General features: G+C 39.8%; 7 protein-coding genes. 1 reads left to right on the top strand and 6 read right to left on the bottom strand.

Annotation, left to right across the window (positions count from 1 at the left end; translation table 11 throughout):
* Positions 1 to 628 precede the first annotated feature (628 nt).
* On the top strand, positions 629 to 1,375 hold the full coding sequence (gene hetI, locus CK510_RS01225; protein WP_095719947.1) for a 4'-phosphopantetheinyl transferase HetI: 747 nt from the start codon (positions 629 to 631) through the stop codon (positions 1,373 to 1,375).
* Between the two features lie 276 nt (positions 1,376 to 1,651).
* Here hetI and CK510_RS01220 read toward each other — a convergent pair whose 3' ends face one another.
* From CK510_RS01220 to CK510_RS01195, 6 genes are all read right to left on the bottom strand, one after another.
* Positions 1,652 to 3,157, bottom strand: a complete 1,506-nt coding sequence (locus tag CK510_RS01220; protein ID WP_373695777.1) for a thioester reductase domain-containing protein — start codon at positions 3,155 to 3,157, stop codon at positions 1,652 to 1,654.
* 129 nt (positions 3,158 to 3,286) lie between these two features.
* Positions 3,287 to 4,951: a PfaD family polyunsaturated fatty acid/polyketide biosynthesis protein gene (locus CK510_RS01215; protein WP_095719946.1), complete on the bottom strand. Its 1,665-nt coding sequence runs from the start codon at positions 4,949 to 4,951 to the stop codon at positions 3,287 to 3,289.
* Positions 4,952 to 5,416: 465 nt separating this feature from the next.
* Positions 5,417 to 10,123, bottom strand: a complete 4,707-nt coding sequence (locus CK510_RS01210; protein ID WP_095719945.1) for a PfaB family protein — start codon at positions 10,121 to 10,123, stop codon at positions 5,417 to 5,419.
* 166 nt (positions 10,124 to 10,289) lie between these two features.
* On the bottom strand, positions 10,290 to 12,014 hold the full coding sequence (locus tag CK510_RS01205) for an SDR family NAD(P)-dependent oxidoreductase (protein WP_095719944.1): 1,725 nt from the start codon (positions 12,012 to 12,014) through the stop codon (positions 10,290 to 10,292).
* A gap of 191 nt (positions 12,015 to 12,205) precedes the next feature.
* Positions 12,206 to 12,709, bottom strand: coding sequence for a hypothetical protein (locus CK510_RS01200; protein ID WP_095719943.1), 504 nt, complete (start codon positions 12,707 to 12,709; stop codon positions 12,206 to 12,208).
* Positions 12,710 to 12,810: 101 nt separating this feature from the next.
* The gene (locus CK510_RS01195; RefSeq protein ID WP_095719942.1) at positions 12,811 to 18,519 is read right to left on the bottom strand and encodes a type I polyketide synthase; all 5,709 of its coding nucleotides are present in this window, start codon (positions 18,517 to 18,519) and stop codon (positions 12,811 to 12,813) included.
* Positions 18,520 to 18,761: the final 242 nt, after the last annotated feature.

Raw genomic sequence — 18,761 nt, 5'->3', positions numbered from 1 at the left:
ATATTTATCGGTGATTTATACGTTTATTTTTCACAAAAACCAGTTAAAATAGGTAATTATAAAGTGGTATTGCTATTGGCTAACTATTTCCTTCTCTCTGCGAGGTTAATAATAACTTGATGGTTGTAGTTGCCGTAGTTCCATGAGGACACAAGGAAGTGAAAGACTTGCAAATTCGATATTATATGATATTAATAGGGGTAATATTTCATAATTTTACCTTTATTAATAAGGGTTTGCAAATCATAATTTTTATATTTATGTAACTGTAAATATACAGATAAATATACAGATTATGTATCTTTATTGTTTCTATAAAATACAACAGCTTCCTAGATAAATACCATATATTGCTATGGCGAAAATTGCTAATAGAGGCAAGTTATCTTTCTTTGAGTGGTGAGTGAGTAGTGGTTATTAATGGGTAAGAATTAGCATCTGATAGTTGATAGATAGCCATCAGTTATTAAAAGACGGTTAGTGGTGAAACTTTTTCGGCAAATCCGACAGAGACATTTGGCAATGCTTTTAAACATAAACTGTAGTCCTTACAGGTAGAAGCATAGTGCTGGAAAACCAATAACCAACAATTAACAATTACTACGGGAGTCAATAATCTAAAATAAAGATGCAAAATTCAAAACTGCGTAACTTAGTGACAGATAGCAATTCCCAATGGCTAGCTGTGCCAGCCGAATTAAAGCTGCTACAAGATGAAATTCATGTTTGGCGGCTAGAATTAGATAGACCGGAATCTCAATTAAAGCAGTTCATCAAATTGCTTTCCGATGACGAACTTGCTAGAGCCGATCGCTTATATTTCCAACAGCATCGGCAGCGTTTTATTATCGGTCGCGGTATACTACGGACAATATTGGGCAAGTACTTAGATGTAGCACCGCAGGAATTAGAATTTTCCTATGAAGCTTTTGGTAAACCAGTTTTAGCCGAGAAATTTAGTTCTAGTAACCTGTGGTTTAACCTATCCCACTGTCAAAGTATGGCATTATGTGCGGTATGTCTCAACCGTCCAATTGGCATAGATTTGGAGTATATTCGTCCAATTACGGATGTGTTGACATTAGCGCAGCAATTTTTCTCGGTAAACGAATATGCGGCAATGAAATCCCTACCTCCGAACCAAAAGCAAGAAGTATTTTTCCGTTACTGGACTTGCAAAGAAGCATATCTCAAAGCGACTGGTGCGGGTATTTCCCAACTTCAACAAATCGAAGTTCTTTTTAGTTCCAACGAACCAACCAAAATCAAAAATGCCCCAGATTGGAACTTGCTAGAGCTTTCCCCAGCACGTAATTCGATTGCTGCGATCGCAGTATCTGGAAACCGAGGAAAACTTAAGCTCTGGGAATTTTAATTAGGGGAAAAGGTCATATAGTATCATTTATAATACCTTTTCCCAACCTAAATTTTAATGTGCATCAATCCCAAAAATAAAGGGTGTAGAATTTACACCCTTTATTCATCATCTTATTTATATTTAGCACTAACCCTAAAACCAATATCCCCAACCTCTTCAAGAAGTCAGGGATATAAACAGCATAAATTTATATTGGTAGGGGCAAACGGTTGTTTGCCCTTTTATTTGCCCTAATATTTACCCTTTTATTTGCCCTGATATTTACCCTTTCAGCTAACCCATCTGAATAAACCCAGATTCAATCAAGAAAGCAGAATATATCATAAACAAATTTGAGTCAATTGGAGGACATACAATATTGCTACCAGCTAACGCCTTAATTGTCGCCTCACAGCTAATAAAAGGTCGTTTTGCCTTCAAATATAAATCAGGAATTGTGAGTTGTTCTTTTGACCAGCGCTCAAGTAAAAATGGTCGTAGTGTGTACAGAGGATTGTCAGAAGAGCTAATATTAACTAACTGATTTTGCCACTCTTCATAGGGAATAAGCTCAACAGAAAAACCAAATTTTCTTACCCAATTTACTAAGTCTTGTAAAGGAACAGGTTGGGGATGTTGTAAATTAAAAGCCTTACCCAGAGACTCTTTTTGTAGCGAAAGATGAACAATCGATTTACTAACATAATCCACAGGAGACATATCCATCATGTAATCTACATCAGGGAAACTTCCCATTTGTAGACAACCCTTAATCATTAAATTAATGAAATCATCAATATTACCAATACCAGTTTCACTATGACCAGAAATCAACGGAGGACGATGAATAGTAATAGGAAGCCCTCTTTCCTTGGCAATTTTTACCAATCTTTCAGCTACCCATTTAGTCTGGGAATAACCTAGGAAAATACCTTCCCAATGTTTAAAATCATCATCTTCCTTAACAACCTGACCTGCATAAATAGGAGACTCAAATACAGCTACACTAGAGACATAATGCAGAGGTTTAACTTTAATCGAACTTGCTAACCGTAAAAGCTCCTGAGTACCCAAAACATTCGGAGCTTTAAGTGCCGAATAAGGGTAAACATAATTCAATGTTGCCGCACTGTGATAGACAGCATCCATATTTGCAGCCAACATTTCAAAAGCTTCTTGACTAATCCCTAAAAGTGGCTGTGATAAATCACCTAAAATAGGCATAATTCTGGGTTCAAAACTATCTTCCCAGATACCATATTTTTCTAAGTTGCTCTTAATCTTACTCTTCCCAGCGTGAATATTAGCAGCACGTACTAAACAGTAAATATCTGCATTTGTTTGCTGCAACAACTCATAAGCAAGAAATGCACCCAAAAACCCAGTAGCACCTGTCAAAAATACATTATCTGGTGTAGAAGTAAAGGCAAAAGAAGAAGAAGCAGGGTAAATTCTAGGGTCAAGAACAGCCTCATCTTGTAAATTCACGACAGGACTAAATTTACTAGTAACACTTGTATTTGGAGTGTCATAAGTATTTTCTTCGCAATCTTCAGCCAACCTTTGTGATAAAGCTTCAATAGTTGGATAGTGCCATAACAACACAGGAGAAACTTCTACATCCAATATTTTCTCCAACTGTGTCACCAAAACCATTGCTCGTGACGAATCCAAACCATAACTTTCTAAAGGTTGTTCAACATCAATAGTCTCAGGTTCAACTGATAGTAACTCAGCTAATTTCGTCACCATCCACTCTTGAATGTCTGCTGCGGATTCTATTTTTTTTGGAACTATCATTTACCTATCTCTAAAATGTAAGTTAACAAGCAATTATTTCGAGTAAAATAACTGAAAATACTGAATCAAAAATACTTTCGTAAATCTCTGCGGAGTATCCCAATTCAATAGCTGGGTAATTATTAGGCTTTATAAAGTCGATTTTTCCGGATAATACTGGGAGTAAAAATCATGCAGTTGTAAACCTTGAATTTTTAAACTTTGAACCCGGTATAAATAGCCTGCACCATTCATAATCTGATTAGCAACATCAACAACCTGACGATTTTTTGGTTCAGCTAAATATGAACTTCTTACCCAGTCATTAAAACCACCCATTGCTGGACCACACCAGATTTGATAATCAACTTCCCGTCCTTTTTCCCCAGAGTTTGACCATCGTGAGGATAACCCTAAATACCATTTAAAAATCGAAGCCATTTTCAGCTTAGGATTATTAATCGCCTTAGCTAATTTTTCTGGATTGCGTTGCGATAAATATGTAGCTGTTCCTTCCCAAACTTCAGCAATAGACTTGCGAAAAACCTGCTTTTCTAGCTTTTCCCGTTCTGCTAAGGGAATCGCTTCTATTGAGTCATATGTTCGATACAATTCATATAGCTTTTGTGCCCGCATCGGGAACATTGTGCCGCGTTTGAGAACCTGCAATTTGACTCCCATTTCAAACATATCTGCCGCAGGAGCCATCATTACATCAGCCATTTCTGCCTGTGCAAGTAGCTGTTTTGTATGTTCACAACTTCCCGATTCTATACAGGATTGATTAATTGAACCTGTAACAATATATGCTGCACCCATCATAAACCCAGCTAATGCCGATCGCGGTTCTGCAATTCCACCTGCAACACCGATACGAATTGGTTTTTTATAGTTATATTGTGCCTGAATTTCGTCCCGTAAAGCTAACATTGAAGGCAGCAAAGATACAAGAGGTCTATTATCAGTATGTCCCCCAGAATCTGCTTCTACGGTAATATCATCAGCCATCGGAACTTTCTCAGCCAATGATGCTTGAAGCTCAGTAATTAAACCTTGTTCGACAAGTTGTTTAAGCAAACGTTGTGGTGCTGGTTGGAGAAATTTGCTTGCGACTTCTCGACGGGACACTTTAGCAATTACTTTGTTTTTAATTTCGATTTCATTACTCGAATTTAACCCTAATCCAGCAACACGATAATAAACAATATTGGGGGTTAAATCTAAAAATGCCGATGCTTCAACGACTCGTACCCCATATTTGAGATACAAATCAACAGCACGACGTTCCATTGCTGGTTCGTTAGGACTATGGATTAAATTGAATGCATAAGGTTCAAGAGGTAATGCAGATTGAATACAATTAATAGCAGCTTCGAGTCTATCAGGAGTCAAACCACCTGCACCAAATGAGGCTAGAATTTTTGCTTTTCCCAATGCAATTACCATTTCTTCCGATGCAATTCCACCCGCCATTGCACCAGTTGAATAAGCATATTTTACACCATAATCTGTTAGGAAATTTGGGTCGCCTAAGTTTCTTGTGGAAAGAGGTGCAACTGTTGCTAATAACTCAACTTGTCCAGTTATAGAATTTTCTGTAGGACAAATGTAGCCATCATTAGTAGCACCAATGTTGCCATCAACTCTAACTATATAACAAGGTTTATTTAAAGTTAATAATTTTTCTTTGATACTATTAATGTCAAAAGATATGCAATCTAGCGAACCTTTCCATATTTGATTTTGGTAAAAGGAAAAGGTTGGAAAATTAAGACCATTTGTTTGTGGATTTATCACTGTACCAACAGTTCTCACTGATTTATTCCTCGAATATATTCAAAACGCAGAGAGATAATTAGTTAGGAGTTAGGAGTTAGGAGTTAGGAGTTAGAAGTTAGGAGTTAGAAGTTGGGAATTGGGAATTGGGAATTGGGAATGCTTAGAGGATGTTTATAAATAAAATATGAAGCATAATTCATATCACAAATCGGCTAATTAGCCAGAGTCAAAGCCAGCCAGCCAGGGAATTAATTCCCTGTCTAATAGCTCAACTCCTCTAAAGAGGACTGAATGAATAATAAGGTTTTTGGTGCTTAATAATTATTCTCTAAATATCCTCTTAGAGCATCGACTTATAACTTAATCTTGGTAAATATCCACCCTAATTATTTATCAACAATTACCTATAGCAATCCTAAACAATAAAGATAAATTCTCTTTATTCTCTTCTTGGCGTACTTTGTGTCTTGGCGGTTACTCATTTCATTTATTGCCTATTACCTATTCACATAATAAATGTTCAGCACAAGCTAATTGCAATTGAATAATATCACTGATTTGCTTGCTATATTCTTGGCGATTATTTAAGAAGCTTGCGTGGTTCTGAGTAACCTTATAATTATTAGCAGTTAACTTTTCCAAGTGTAATTGACTAATATGAGAACGATAAGTTTTGGTTTCAGAATTCTGTGTTGCTACGGGTAGCGGCGAAAAAGGTTCTGGTTTGACGACTCCAGATAACTCTTCAAATTCTATATGTTTGCTGGAACTAAAACTGTTATTCGTGACCTTTTTCATGGGTAATTTCTCTTGCTTTTTAATTATTTTTTCTTGCTGAATAAAAGTACTTGTCTCAACTTTAATACTTACTTTCGGTGCTTCGACAGATAGATTTTGGAAGATTTGTCTATTTTCGGGTGTAAGTATTTTTCCTATTATTGAATCCCCACCAACTGTCACAGTTTTCATATTCACTTTACTAGGTTTAATGCTGACTTCTTCTGTTGAGTAAAGCGGTGCTAAATTCAGGGGAACTTGATGACTGAGTAGTTTTGCTAATGCTCTGACAATAGAGGTATGGTCATCAACTCCCCGACGATTTAAGGGTATAGTAATGTGGGGTTTTGTCTCTAAAGTTTTGTCAATCCAACGGGAACAAATATTACCAGAACCTGTTTCCAGAAAAATTCTGGCTCCATCGTTGTAAACTTGGTTGATGAGACGGGGAAAATCGAGAGGTTCAGACAGACATTTGCCAATACTATGGGCAATACGATCGCACTCTAAATCGATTGGTTGATATTCTGCGGAGGAATAGAATTTTATATCAGGTAATTTTACGGCTGGCGATGTATTAATTCTGACAATTTCTCCGTATTCAGAACGCATTGCCTCGTTATGGATGGCGTGGTTGAAGGGAGCGCGAAAGGCATTACAGCCAAGGGATTGAATCACGCGATCGCACCCTTGAGTATCTCCGGCAATAACGACTTCTTCGGGTGTATTAATTTGGGTGAGGTAAACGCGATGTTCGTTTTTCAAAGCTTCCCGTACTTTGTCGGGTTCTGCCATTAATAGGTAGGTACTCCAGAAGCTATCATCTCCTGTATGGTGTTCCGTTGGCATTCCCCAATATTCCCGCACGGCATTTTTGACTCCGGATACCCTGTCTACAAATAGGGGGGAGGTATGCAAAGCGCTAACACTTTGACTAAAGTCGCTCCAAACACCTGTTGATAACATCATGCTTGTTTCTCCTAAGCTGTAACCGAATACATACTTAGGTTTGACTTGGAAATCATCACGAATAATAGTTGTGATTAACCGAGCAAAACCCATGTCGGTTTCAAAAATAGCTCGTGAGTCTTCAAGGAGCTGCTTTTCGAGGTTTTCTAGTTGACGGTTGGAAAGTTTGTTGAGACTGCGGGGAAATACCAGACGGGAAACATCTGCAACAATGCTGTACAAATTTTTTAGTGCTGTATCTTCATGAACCTGTGGGAATAAGCGGAAAAGGTTACGTCCAATACCAATATATGAGTTGACGGCAGCAGGGTAGATGTATGCGACTTGACCATCTTTACCCAAAGGTTTAGGGGTGAAATAACTACCTAATGGTGTTAACCAGTCTTCCCCTGTGGTAAAAGCTTTGGTAATTCCTTTGACTGCATTATCGATTTCTTTTGTGAGTTCGGTTTGATTCCGTCCAACTATTGCGAGGGTATATGCTGATTTTTCTTTGGTTTGGAATATTGTAAAAGTCTGACTAGCAAGTTTAGCTAGTTGGGAATCCTGGGTAATCAGATTTTGCAGATTTTCGAGTTGGGTAAGCAAATCTGCTAAGTTACTACCCCCCACTGGGAATAGATAAAATGGAGTTTGGTGCAAATACTTACTCTGACGCTCTACCTGTTCTGCATCTTCCGACAAGATTAGGTGAGCATAAGTACCATTGATATCCATACCGTTGATTGCTGCGACACGTTTTTTCGCATCTTTACCCAAAAACCACGGTCGTGATTCGGAAGCTACGTAAAATGGACTACCTTGCCATAGTTCTGGATTTTTTACCCCATTCCACTTTGGTGTACCGGGGATATATCGGTGATACAGACATAATGCTGTTTTGATTAAGCTGGCAATTCCTGATGCAGTGTAAGTATGACCGATGTTTGATTTTACGCTGCCAATTGCACAACTCAATCCATTCTTGCCGACAGAATATGCTTGTAATAATCCGGCAATTTCCGCATCATCTTCTTGAGTGACACCACTACCATACACTTCTACGTATTCCACTTCGCTGGCTGGAATATTTGCAGTTTTAAATGCTGAAGTGCAAACTTGATGTACTTGGGATGGATTGGGAGTAACGAGGGATTTATCTAATTTATCGAAATTATTTTCAGTAGCATATTGCTGACTAAAACTAATCCCATCAACCACCGCATAAATACGTTCTTGATTTGCGATCGCAACATCATGACGTTTCAATACTACCGCACCAGCACCTTCTCCCACATTCCAACCATTGGCTTTTTGGTCGAAACTTAGGGTTTTTGTACCTGTATTTATCGGTGCTAATTGATTCCGCAACAAGATATTTTCCAAACCTGCCGCTAAATCCACAGCACCAACTAAAACTGCATCAACTTCCCCAGTAGTCAAGAGATTCTGAGCAATTTCTAATACCCTAAATGTTGAGTTCTCACCTGCTGCTACAGTGAAAGTTGGTCCTGATAAATCCCATAGAGCGGAAATCCGACTTGCCATAATATTGCCAATGTAGCTGACATATTCGCTAGTCTCCACAGGGTTGTGAATCCCATCTTTAACAACTGTTTCCAGTTGAGCTACTTTCTCGGCAGGTAGGGAAATTTCCCCCGCAATCAAGCCTTCTTTTACCTGCCAATCCAAATTCCAACGCTGCTGCAAATGGTGAACCGAAAACTCTGTTTCCGTAGCAATTAATACCGCGACATTACTACCTTCTTTAATACCCGCATCTTCTAAAGCGCGATCGGCAACTTTCAATAAGAGCAATTGCTGCGGATTCAACTTTGCTAATTCATTCGGTGGAATTTTGTAAGCTAACGTATCGACATCAAAATTTTGAAGATATGCTCCCTGGGGCAAATTTCCCGCTTCGATTCCATACTGCTTGAGTAAATCTGCTTGCTTTTCCACACCATACCAACGTTCTGCTGGTAAAGGGACAAAATGCTGCGTTCCGTCGTAAATACTGCGTTCAAAAGCATCCAACCCATTACAATTTCCAAAAAAAGCATCCATTCCCACGATCGCAATTTTTGTTGGTATCAGTGCTTCCTCAGCATAGGTTGGGTGTGTTGTCATCCCTTGTTCTAAAATTATATGTGCATTGGTACCACCAAATCCAAATGCACTCACAGCAGCACGTTTTACGGGTGCTTTACTTGCCCAGTTGGTGGCACTGCGAACAACATTTTTTGGAGAAATCACATTGCTCCCAGTTCCCAAGGGTTCCTTGATGTTGATTGTCGCTGGGATAACCCCCTTAGACATGCTCAGAAGCACCTTGATTAACCCCACAGAACCCGCAGCAGTCAAAAGGTGTCCCACATTTGCCTTCGCTGAACCAACTAGGGGTGAAGCTTGATGTTTGCCGAAAAAGGTTTCAATGGAATTAAATTCAGTGGTATCACCGAGTAAAGTACCCGTAGCGTGACACTCCATGTAATCAATATTTTTCGGGTTGAGATTTGCCTCTGCATAAGCACGTTCAAATGCGAGAACCTGTCCTTTGGAGTTTGGACTAAGTAAATGTTTGCCTCTTCCATCATTGGAAAGTCCGTTACCAGCGACAACTGCGTAGATTCTGTCTCCATCTCTGACTGCATCGCTGTAACGCTTTAAGACAAAGATTCCTGCTCCTTCGGCAGTCATTAATCCCCTTGATGATTTGTCAAGTGGACGGCTAATATCGTTGTTTTCCGGGTATCCTTGGATACTAGAAAATAGCATTCGTACAAATAATGGGTCAGATGCACTAATTCCACCTGCCAGCATTATATCTGCCTTATGTGTCCACAAATAATGGGATGCTAATCGAATTGAATATAAAGGAGATGAACAAGCTGCATCAATAGAGCAATGAATATCTGATAATGCCAGTGCTTGAGCAATAATTGCGGCTGGGGAGCCTGATATCATTGCATTATGGGCAGAAATATTCCCATTTGCTGACAGAGTTGATAAATCAAAATCTTCTTTTTGGATCAAGTCACGTATTGTAGATGCGAGAAGTTGCTGATAAATTGGCGCAAATAGTTGGTTTGATGATTTTGTTGGGAAAGATAGAGTGCCTAAAATTACTCCACACTTAGCGAGAATTTCGGGATTGGTTAAGTAGCCACAATCTCGTAAAGCTTGCTTTGCGACATATAACGACCATTTAAAAGTATTATCGAGACGATCGAGAAATTCAGCAGGCAGTTTATAACCTTTAGAATCAAATTTAAAATCGCGAATAAATGACCCTTTTAAAGAGTAAATTTTGTCGGCTTTGCCTTTTTTGGGGTCATAGAATATATTAGGCTCTATTCCCATTTCTTCAGCAGTAATTGTTGAGGTAGAGTCTTTTTGAGCGATGAGATTATGCCAAAATTCATCAGGGTTTTTAGCATCAGGAAATAAACATGAATATCCAATAATTGCTATTTTTTCCACGGTGTTTTTTGTGTGAGGTGTGGGATATGAATATGGATTTATGTCACGCGGAGACGCAGAGACGCGAAGAAGAGGAGAGTTAATTTGTAGTTAATTTGTAGGTTGGGTGGAGGCTTTGCGTAACCCAACATTAATCAGCCTATTTAAGAGTTGTCTGAATTATGATTTATTCTAATAGTTTTGGTAAAATAATACCTTTATTTCCTAATAAACGTGAGAATATATTACCTTCAATATCGTGAACTATGAGATTAGCTGTAACAGATGTTGCTGTTTTTTGCTGGATTTCGCAGGAAACATAATACAGTTGATTTGCTGGTATGCTGGCAAATTTTTCTTCTTTTACCATTTGTCCAGGAAGACAAATTTGTTTGTGGAAATGATACAGCCAAATCCACAGTGCATGGGTACTTATATCAGTTGCATAGGGATTCATCCAACCAACTGGAAATTGTCCTTGTTGTTTGGAACTAATTGGTTTCCAAAAGCATTCAGTGGTGATTTTTTCCGGACTAATATTAACTACACGTTTTATTTCTTGGAATGCAGCACCATGAAATAATGATGATGGATTTTGTTGATAAAATTCTTTGCCTCGTAATGTAATTATGTTATCTGTTTCGAGGTTGAGATTTTCGTATTTGGGTGCTGGGGGAATTTCTCGAACTAATTTAGGATTTGCACTGAAATGAAATACTGGTTTACCGGCAGCATTATGGCTGAAAATTTTGGCTTGAAATTCAATTTCTTGTCCTTCAATTTTTGAGATTTCTTGCAATTCTAGAATATGTTCGCTGGCAAGATTTTCGTTAAAAATGATACCTTTCAAAACTCTAAAATCGTTAGCGCTGAAAAATCGATATCCTGGATATAAATGTTCGCAAGTATCTGCAATCCAAGATACAGCACAAGTAGCAGGTAATACCAAGTTACCAGCAATGGTGTGGTCGATTAAAAATGGGTTTGCTTCAGCTTGGAGACGACGATGTACTCGATGTGTGCGTAACTCAGTACCCAAAGGTGCAGGTGGAAAAAACATTGGACTACCGATAACTACTTGGGTAGTATTTTGGTGTGCTGGGTTGAGTTCGTTGACCAACATCTGCGTACCCGCATCGACTGGGATAATATCAATACCCCGACGGGCAAATTCCTGTTTGAGTTGAGGTGTCACCATTCCGCTATCCCAACCACCCCAGTTAATTGCTACTACGTGACATTCGGGATGCTGCTGTTTGATTAAATGGGCTGATTTGTTGAGAATTTCATTTGCGATCGCATAGTCTGATTGTCCGATGTTTCCGTAAAATCCGGTGACGGAGGAAAATAATACTAGGTGTTTTAGTTGACTGACGGGTATGCAGTGAAGTAGGTTTTCTAATCCTTGTACTTTGGCTGTATATACTTTTTCAAAGTCTTCTTCGGTTTTCTTTTCTATTAGTTTATCTGCTAAATTACCTGCTCCATGTATGATTCCGGTGATTTTCCCAAGTTTGCTGGTTGTTTCTGCTAGTTTTGTTTTTAATGTTTCTAGGTTGGTGATATCTATGCTTAAGTATTCGGCGTTTCCACCAGCTTGGTTTATTGCTGCTAATGTTTGTTTTATTTCGCGATTGGATGCGATTTGGTTGTACATTTTTTGGACGCTGATTGGTGTTGGTTTTGCACCAGTTGCTAAAATGTATTCCATGATGCGTTTTTTTAATGTTGCTTCGTCAATGCAGTTTTTGGCAAATTCGGGTTCGCTTTCTATTAGTTGGGAACGTCCTAAAAGAATGAATTTACAGGGATATTTTTGGGCTAGTTTGATTGTACATTTTGCGGTGATTCCTTTGGCTCCTCCGCTAACTACAAATACGGAGTCGCTGTTGATGTGGGTTTTGATTGGCATAGGTTTTATTCGGGGAGATGGTGTTTATGTTGGGAGGAGATAAGCTTTAGAAATATGGAGGAGGAAACCGCCAAGACGCGGAGTACGCCAAGGAATAAATGAAGAGAATATCAAATTTTGTGTTTGGATAAGCGATACCTTCTATCTATATTTATCCGCGTTTATCTGCGTTTATCTGCGGTTTTTATCTCTTATCTATCGTAATATAGTGAATTAGGTGAGTTTCTACGGGGGTTGTTATTGTCGTTGTTATCATCACTTTCATTGGGGTTTCTAATTGTTTGGGAAATGAAAATGAAAAACCCAATCATGATAATAGTGATAATTGCAATTAAATTATTATTACTATTACTATTGCTACTATTGTTGGAACTGCTACTACTACTATTACTTGCGAGGCTGGTGTTACTTCCTCCTGAATTTCCTAAGCGAACATCTCCTAAGTCTTTTTTGTCGGATGATAGCCAAATTGAATATTGATAAGGTCTATATCCTGATGCTTCTACGTATATTTGACCTTGGACGTTTTTAGCTTTGTCTGGGTTGATTTGAAAGAGATAAATTCCTTCTAAGTCTGTGTGGGAAGTCAGGGAAATTTCATCGGTTTTTAATGAAACTTTGGCTCCTCGAATCGGTGCTTGTTTTTCGTAGTCAATTATACGACCGATATAATTTATTGTGTTTTTTTTTGACATATTTAATTAGTTTTGGAAGTTGGGATGGAGGAACATGGAGATATTGTTTCTCCATGTTTTCCGTTGTTTTCTGTCTGCGTTCCTCTTGCTAGCTAGTTCTTTTATTTCGCTATCAGTGTCACTCTTCCTTGGGTTCCATAAGCTACTTCGGTGAGGTTACGATTTGAATCATGCAATTCTGCGATGATGTGTTTTGCTGATGTCTCTGCGTCGATTGCTGGACTAATATCGATCGCTCGGCAAAATACGTTTGACCATTCCCAAATCATGGTTTTGCTTAACCCAAATAAACCTGCTGCGATCGCACTATATTTTGTTTGCTGTCCATCTATTTGATGTGCTAGTCCGAAAGCTCCATCAAGACGAGCTACTGTACAAAAACAACTACGTGTTTGTGATGCTGCTTCGTTTAGGGATTTTTTCAGGTGTTTGGCGATTAAGAATACCTGTTTGACGATGGCTTTTTCTGCTGGGTTGTAATAGATACCGTTGTCGTTGGGTACTGGGAAGGTTGGATGGACGTGAATAAATGCACCGATGGAACCGTAGTTGGTGGTTATTGCATTCAGTTGTGTTTGCAAATGTGCTTCACTCAGTTCTGTCAGTACTACCCTTTCAATACCCGCAGGTAATGTTGATTTGTTTGGTGCGATCGCAGGAAAGTTCAAGATAACGACTTTCCAACCTTGTTCGCTTAAACCACTGGCAACTTCTACTGTTGTATCAGAACCATCGTCGGTAATCAGTGCTATGTAACCGCTTGCTGGTTGAAAATCTAGCCAATCTGGTTGGTTGAGGATTTGGAGAGATGCGGGGAGTCTCTGAATCCCCGTATCTAAATCTACATCCAAATCGATATCATCAACAATGCTTACATCGGTTCGTCTGTCAATCGAATCAAATTCAAGCTTTTTTTTTTCACCCCCAGCAAGGTTCTGGAGGTAATTAGCGATTTGTCCGATGGTACGAAGTTCGGCTATTTCCTCCATGTTATCGGGTTTGGGTAAGTCGGGGAATGCTTCTTGCAATGCTCCCATTATCTCGACTCGTTTGATGGAGTCAATTCCCAAATCCGCTTCCATGTCCATGTCGAGTTCGAGCATTTCGACTGGATAACCTGTTTTTTCGCTGGTGATGGCTAGTAATGCTTGGTCAAGGTTTTCGACATTAACTGTTGTTGTTTGTGCGTCTGCGATACCTTCGGTAAGCTTCGCTAACGCAATTGTGGGAACTTCGACTTCTAAGTTTAAAGGTTGATTTAGGGTTGCAACTGCTGCTGTCACTTCAGGAATTAAAGGTTCAACAATTAATGGTGTTGTTGCAGCGAATGTAACTACGGGTATTATATCTGCGTTATTTGCTACTGACGCGATACTACCGTTGGGAGTCGCTGAATTATTCGATTGCAGATATTCTACTATTTGTGCGATCGTGCGCTTTTCACCCAGTTCTTCGAGGTTTGGTTGGGGTAGTTCTGGGTAGATTTCTTGCAATCCTCCCAAGATTTCGACTCGTTTAATTGAGTCGATTCCCAAGTCAGCTTCCATGTCCATGTCGAGTTCGAGCATTTCGACTGGATAACCTGTTTTCTCGCTGGTGATGGCTAGTAGTCTATCACTTAAGTCTGATAAGTCGATTGTTGGAGTTGGTGAGTTTGTAATTGCTGTAACTATTGGTTCTTTAATTACTGTTTCTTTAATTACAGTTTGTTCAATTACAGGCTTTCCAATTACTGTTTTTTCAATTACTGGTTGAACAATTGATTTAGCTTGTACGGAAGATGAACTATGATTAAAAACTTCTGTCGGTACTTGTATCGCCGTAGGTGTAGGAATTATAGGTAAGATTTCTACAACCTTATTTGTAGCTGGTTTGCGAATAACAGGTATAGAGTCAACCTGCTTTTCGACTGACTGAGTATCTGAAGTTTGTCGACTTGGTGCAGTTGTTAATAATTCTTCAACTTCAGCATTCCCAGAATCACCAGAAATAATCTGTGCATATTCTTGCTGGATGACTTGGAAAAATTGCTTAGTGTACTCAACTTGATGCTGAAGGTATTGTTCGTGAACCCGCAGAGTTTCACCTTGCTGGGAATGGAATTGCATCATACTGCGTTCCAAACTCTCCATCACCACTGCTTTGGTGGGATTTGCAGCGTCAAAGTTAGCAAATAAGCTATTTTGTTGCTGCATCAGTTGGAAAAAGGTTTGTGCGTATTCCTGTTGATGATTTAGATACAATCCGTGAACTTGTAAATTTTCACTTTGATTTTGTTGAAACTGTGCCAGGACGTACTCTAAGCTTTCTAAAACCCGTTGGTAATAAGCCAGATTGTTTGATGTAGGTTGCATTTGTGACTGTCTTGCTGGTTGAGTAACAGGTGGGACAGATTTTTCTGGTTCTGAGTTATGAAGGTTAATCTGAGTGTTGGGTATTAAATTAGACTTCACTTCAGAATTACCATTTTTACTGCCATTCGTATGGTTTGACGTAAAAGTGGCTGGTTTTGATTCTGGATGCGAACCTGACACTGTTGATGGGATATTTGATGTGGTATTTGATGTTAAGTCGGGTTTAACACCATTGGTAGTAATGGTTGCAACTTGTGCATTGGAGTGATGTCCATTACTAGAGTTGGGTGAGGAATTCGCAGAGATTGACATGCTAGAGGTTTGAATTAATTGCTTTTCAGATTCAACGTTGCAAATGAGTCGTGTTTCTTCAGCTACATTTTCCGCGATGGGCAAAGCCCCGCCTTCGGCGATCGCATTTACTTCTGTGGTGGAAACTTTATATCCATCTTCCAGTGCTTCTGTCCATCCTTTTCGAGTTTTTTCGGAAATGTAATTAGCACCGTTGAGACGAATATTTATGCTTTTAGTTGTCTCAGTTGGAGGTAAAGAAAGCGGTACTTGGTAAGGATCGAGATTTTTGAGGGGCAATCCCGCCACACGCAATTGTACAACAGCTTCCCGCAGCGTGCGATCGCTATTTTTATGGCTGCTACCATTCAAGGCTACGGCAATATGGGGACGGGTTCCCAAAATGTCTTTAACTAGGTTGGTGAGAACTTTACGGGGACCAAATTCTACGAAGCAATAACCACCAGCACCATAAATATTCTCGATTTCCTGCTTAAATAGTACGGAACTGGCAAGGTGGGTTTCCAGGATTCGTTGAATCCCTTGGGGTTCCTGGGGATAAACATTGCCTGTGACGTTGCTGTAAATGGGAACTTTTGGTGTTTGGAAATTGACAGTACGTAGTGCGATCGTAAATGACTTTTGGGCAAAGGCAATTAGGGATGTGTGAAATGCAGCCGAAACAGGTAGCAATATCGCAGTATAACCCTTATCCTGCAAAGCTTGGCGAGCTTGGTGAATATCAGCCGTAGGACCAGCTAAAACCACCTGATTTTGAGAATTATAATTAGCAACAGAAACACCAGGATAATTTGCGATCGCGGCTTCAACTTTGCTCAAATCCTCTCTCACTGCCAACATTGCCCCGGCATCGTAATCTGGGTCTTGGGGTGGTGACATTGCCTGTCCCCGTGCTTTCACTAATAAGCTATAATCTTCATCACTGAAGACTCCCGCAGCCCACAATGCTGTCAATTCTCCAAAACTATGTCCAGCGACAAAATCTGATTTGAACCCAGCTTGCTGCAAGATTTTGTACATTCCCGCACTCAACATCCCAATTGCGGGTTGAGCATATTCAGTACATTGTAATGCCGCAATTTGAGCATTTCTCTCCACCTCGTCAAACACTGGATGGGGGAAAACAACTTCCGAAAGTGGAGCGCAATTATCCTTCAGCAACAAACTGTCCATGTAACCGAACATTTGCTGCATTTTGGGGAAATTCATCACCAATTCCCGTCCCATTTCCAGATATTGGGAACCTTGTCCAGAGAACAAAGCCACAACCTTACCCCCCAATTCCATCCCGCTTTGTCGGTAGAAAATACCTTGGGGATGTTCCCAAGCTGGTAAGGAAGATTTGGTTCGCAACAACTCCACGGTCATTTGCAGCAATTTCGCAGCTTCAACCCTAGATTCTGCCACAAATCCCACTCTCGCAGCACTTAGAGGAATTTCATTACCTTTGCATTCCTTAATTAGTTCGAGATAATCTTTTTGCCCAGCGTGGGATTGCAACTTTGCTAACACTTCTTCGCATCGACTTTGTAACGATGTCACATTATCAGCAAATAGAAGTATTTCTGCTGGTGTACTGTGGAGACGATAGGGATTAGTATTAGCTGTTGGGGTTACATGCTCCTCCAAAATAACGTGGAAATTAGTACCACCAAAGCCAAACGAACTAACACCAGCGCGTCGTGGAGCTTCATTCTCTGCCCGAATCCAAGGACGAGTTTCCGTATTCAGGTAAAATGGCGAATTTTTAATGTTGAGTTTGGGATTTGGTTCGGTAACATTAATCGTCGCTGGTAAAACCTTATGATGCAATGCCAGCGCCATTTTTATCAAACTAGCAGAACCCGCAGCCGCCTTCGTATGCCCAATTTGGGATTTTACACTACCCAGAGCAATATACTGCTTTCTGGCATTGTCATCGCCAAAAAACTCCCGCAACGATGCAAACTCAGTTGGATCACCAGCCATTGTTCCCGTTCCGTGGGCTTCAACCAACCCAACGGTTGCCGGATTAATCCCCGCATCATCGTAAGCACGCTGTAACGCTTTCACCTGTCCTTCTTGACGAGGTGCATATATACTCTTGTAGCGTCCATCGCTTGATGTGCCAATCCCGCGAATCACCGCATAGATTTTGTCTCCATCCCGTTCAGCATCTTGCAAACGTTTTAATACAACCATCCCAATGCCTTCACCTAACATCATCCCGTCAGATTTAGCATCGAATGGTTGAACCTTATCACCAGGAGAAACAGCCGGAGTTTTGCTAAAGGAAATATATGCCATGATGGAGTTATCTGTATCCACCCCACCCGTAAGCATCATATCGCTACGATGTTCAACTAATTCGCTAATCGCCATTTTTAACGCCGCAAATGAACTTGCACAGGCAGCATCAACTACACAGTTAGTACCCCCAAAATTCAAACGGTTGGCAATTCGTCCAGCAACAACATTCGCTAGCATTCCAGGGAAAGCATTTTCATCCCACTTCACATAGGCACTTTTGAATTTGCCAATAATTTTCTCAGTATCCTCATCGGATAAACCACTACTTTTAAGAATCTTTTGCCAAACTGGATACTCCAACCTTGCAGCCAAAGGCATTGCCAGTTGTTTTCCGGAAGCAACACCAAGAATTACACCTACATTTTCGCGATTAAATTCGCTAGTTGTGCTATACCCAGCATCTTCCATCGCTTCTTTCGCAACCACCAAACTTAGCAATTGCGACACATCAGTAACTTCCAAAATATTTGGTGGTAAGCCAAATTCCATCGGGTTAAAATCAACATAAGGAATAAACCCACCGTGTTTACAATATGTTTTATCTTCTTTAGTACGTGGATTAGGATCATAATAATCATCGACATTCCAATGGGAGTCTGGAATCTCAGTAATACAGTCAACTTTATTAATAATATTTTCCCAATATTCACGCAGATTTCTTGCTTGGGGAAAGAGGTTTGCCATCCCAATAATCGCAATCGGATTATCTTGCAGTTTCCTGTTCATCTTGTTGGTTGACATAGGTTTGTCCGACATCCTCTTTTTCTCCTCAATAAACTTTAATAATGCCTGTTCACAATCCTTAATTTGGTCTTCTAATTGCGACAAAGCAGTATCTATCCAAGAAGCAGACATAGGCTAATCTTTGGTAGTGTTGATGATGAGAAGTTTTGTGGAAGGAAACCCCTGACCCACAAACTTCTGATGAAGCTACGGTAATTTCTGTTACCAACCAAAAACGAGCTATCTGTTCTTTACAGCAGCTATTTATTTGCAGTAATCGAAGCCTTTGCGTCAATTAATAAGTGTTAATAGTTAATGGTTAACAGTTAGTTGTGAGATATTTCTAGGGTGAGCATTACCCACCCTTGGTTAAT

The sequence above is a fragment of the Brunnivagina elsteri CCALA 953 genome, from assembly GCF_002289455.1.
Lineage (GTDB): Bacteria > Cyanobacteriota > Cyanobacteriia > Cyanobacteriales > Nostocaceae > Brunnivagina > Brunnivagina elsteri.
This window is presented reverse-complemented; position numbering and strand designations above follow the sequence as displayed.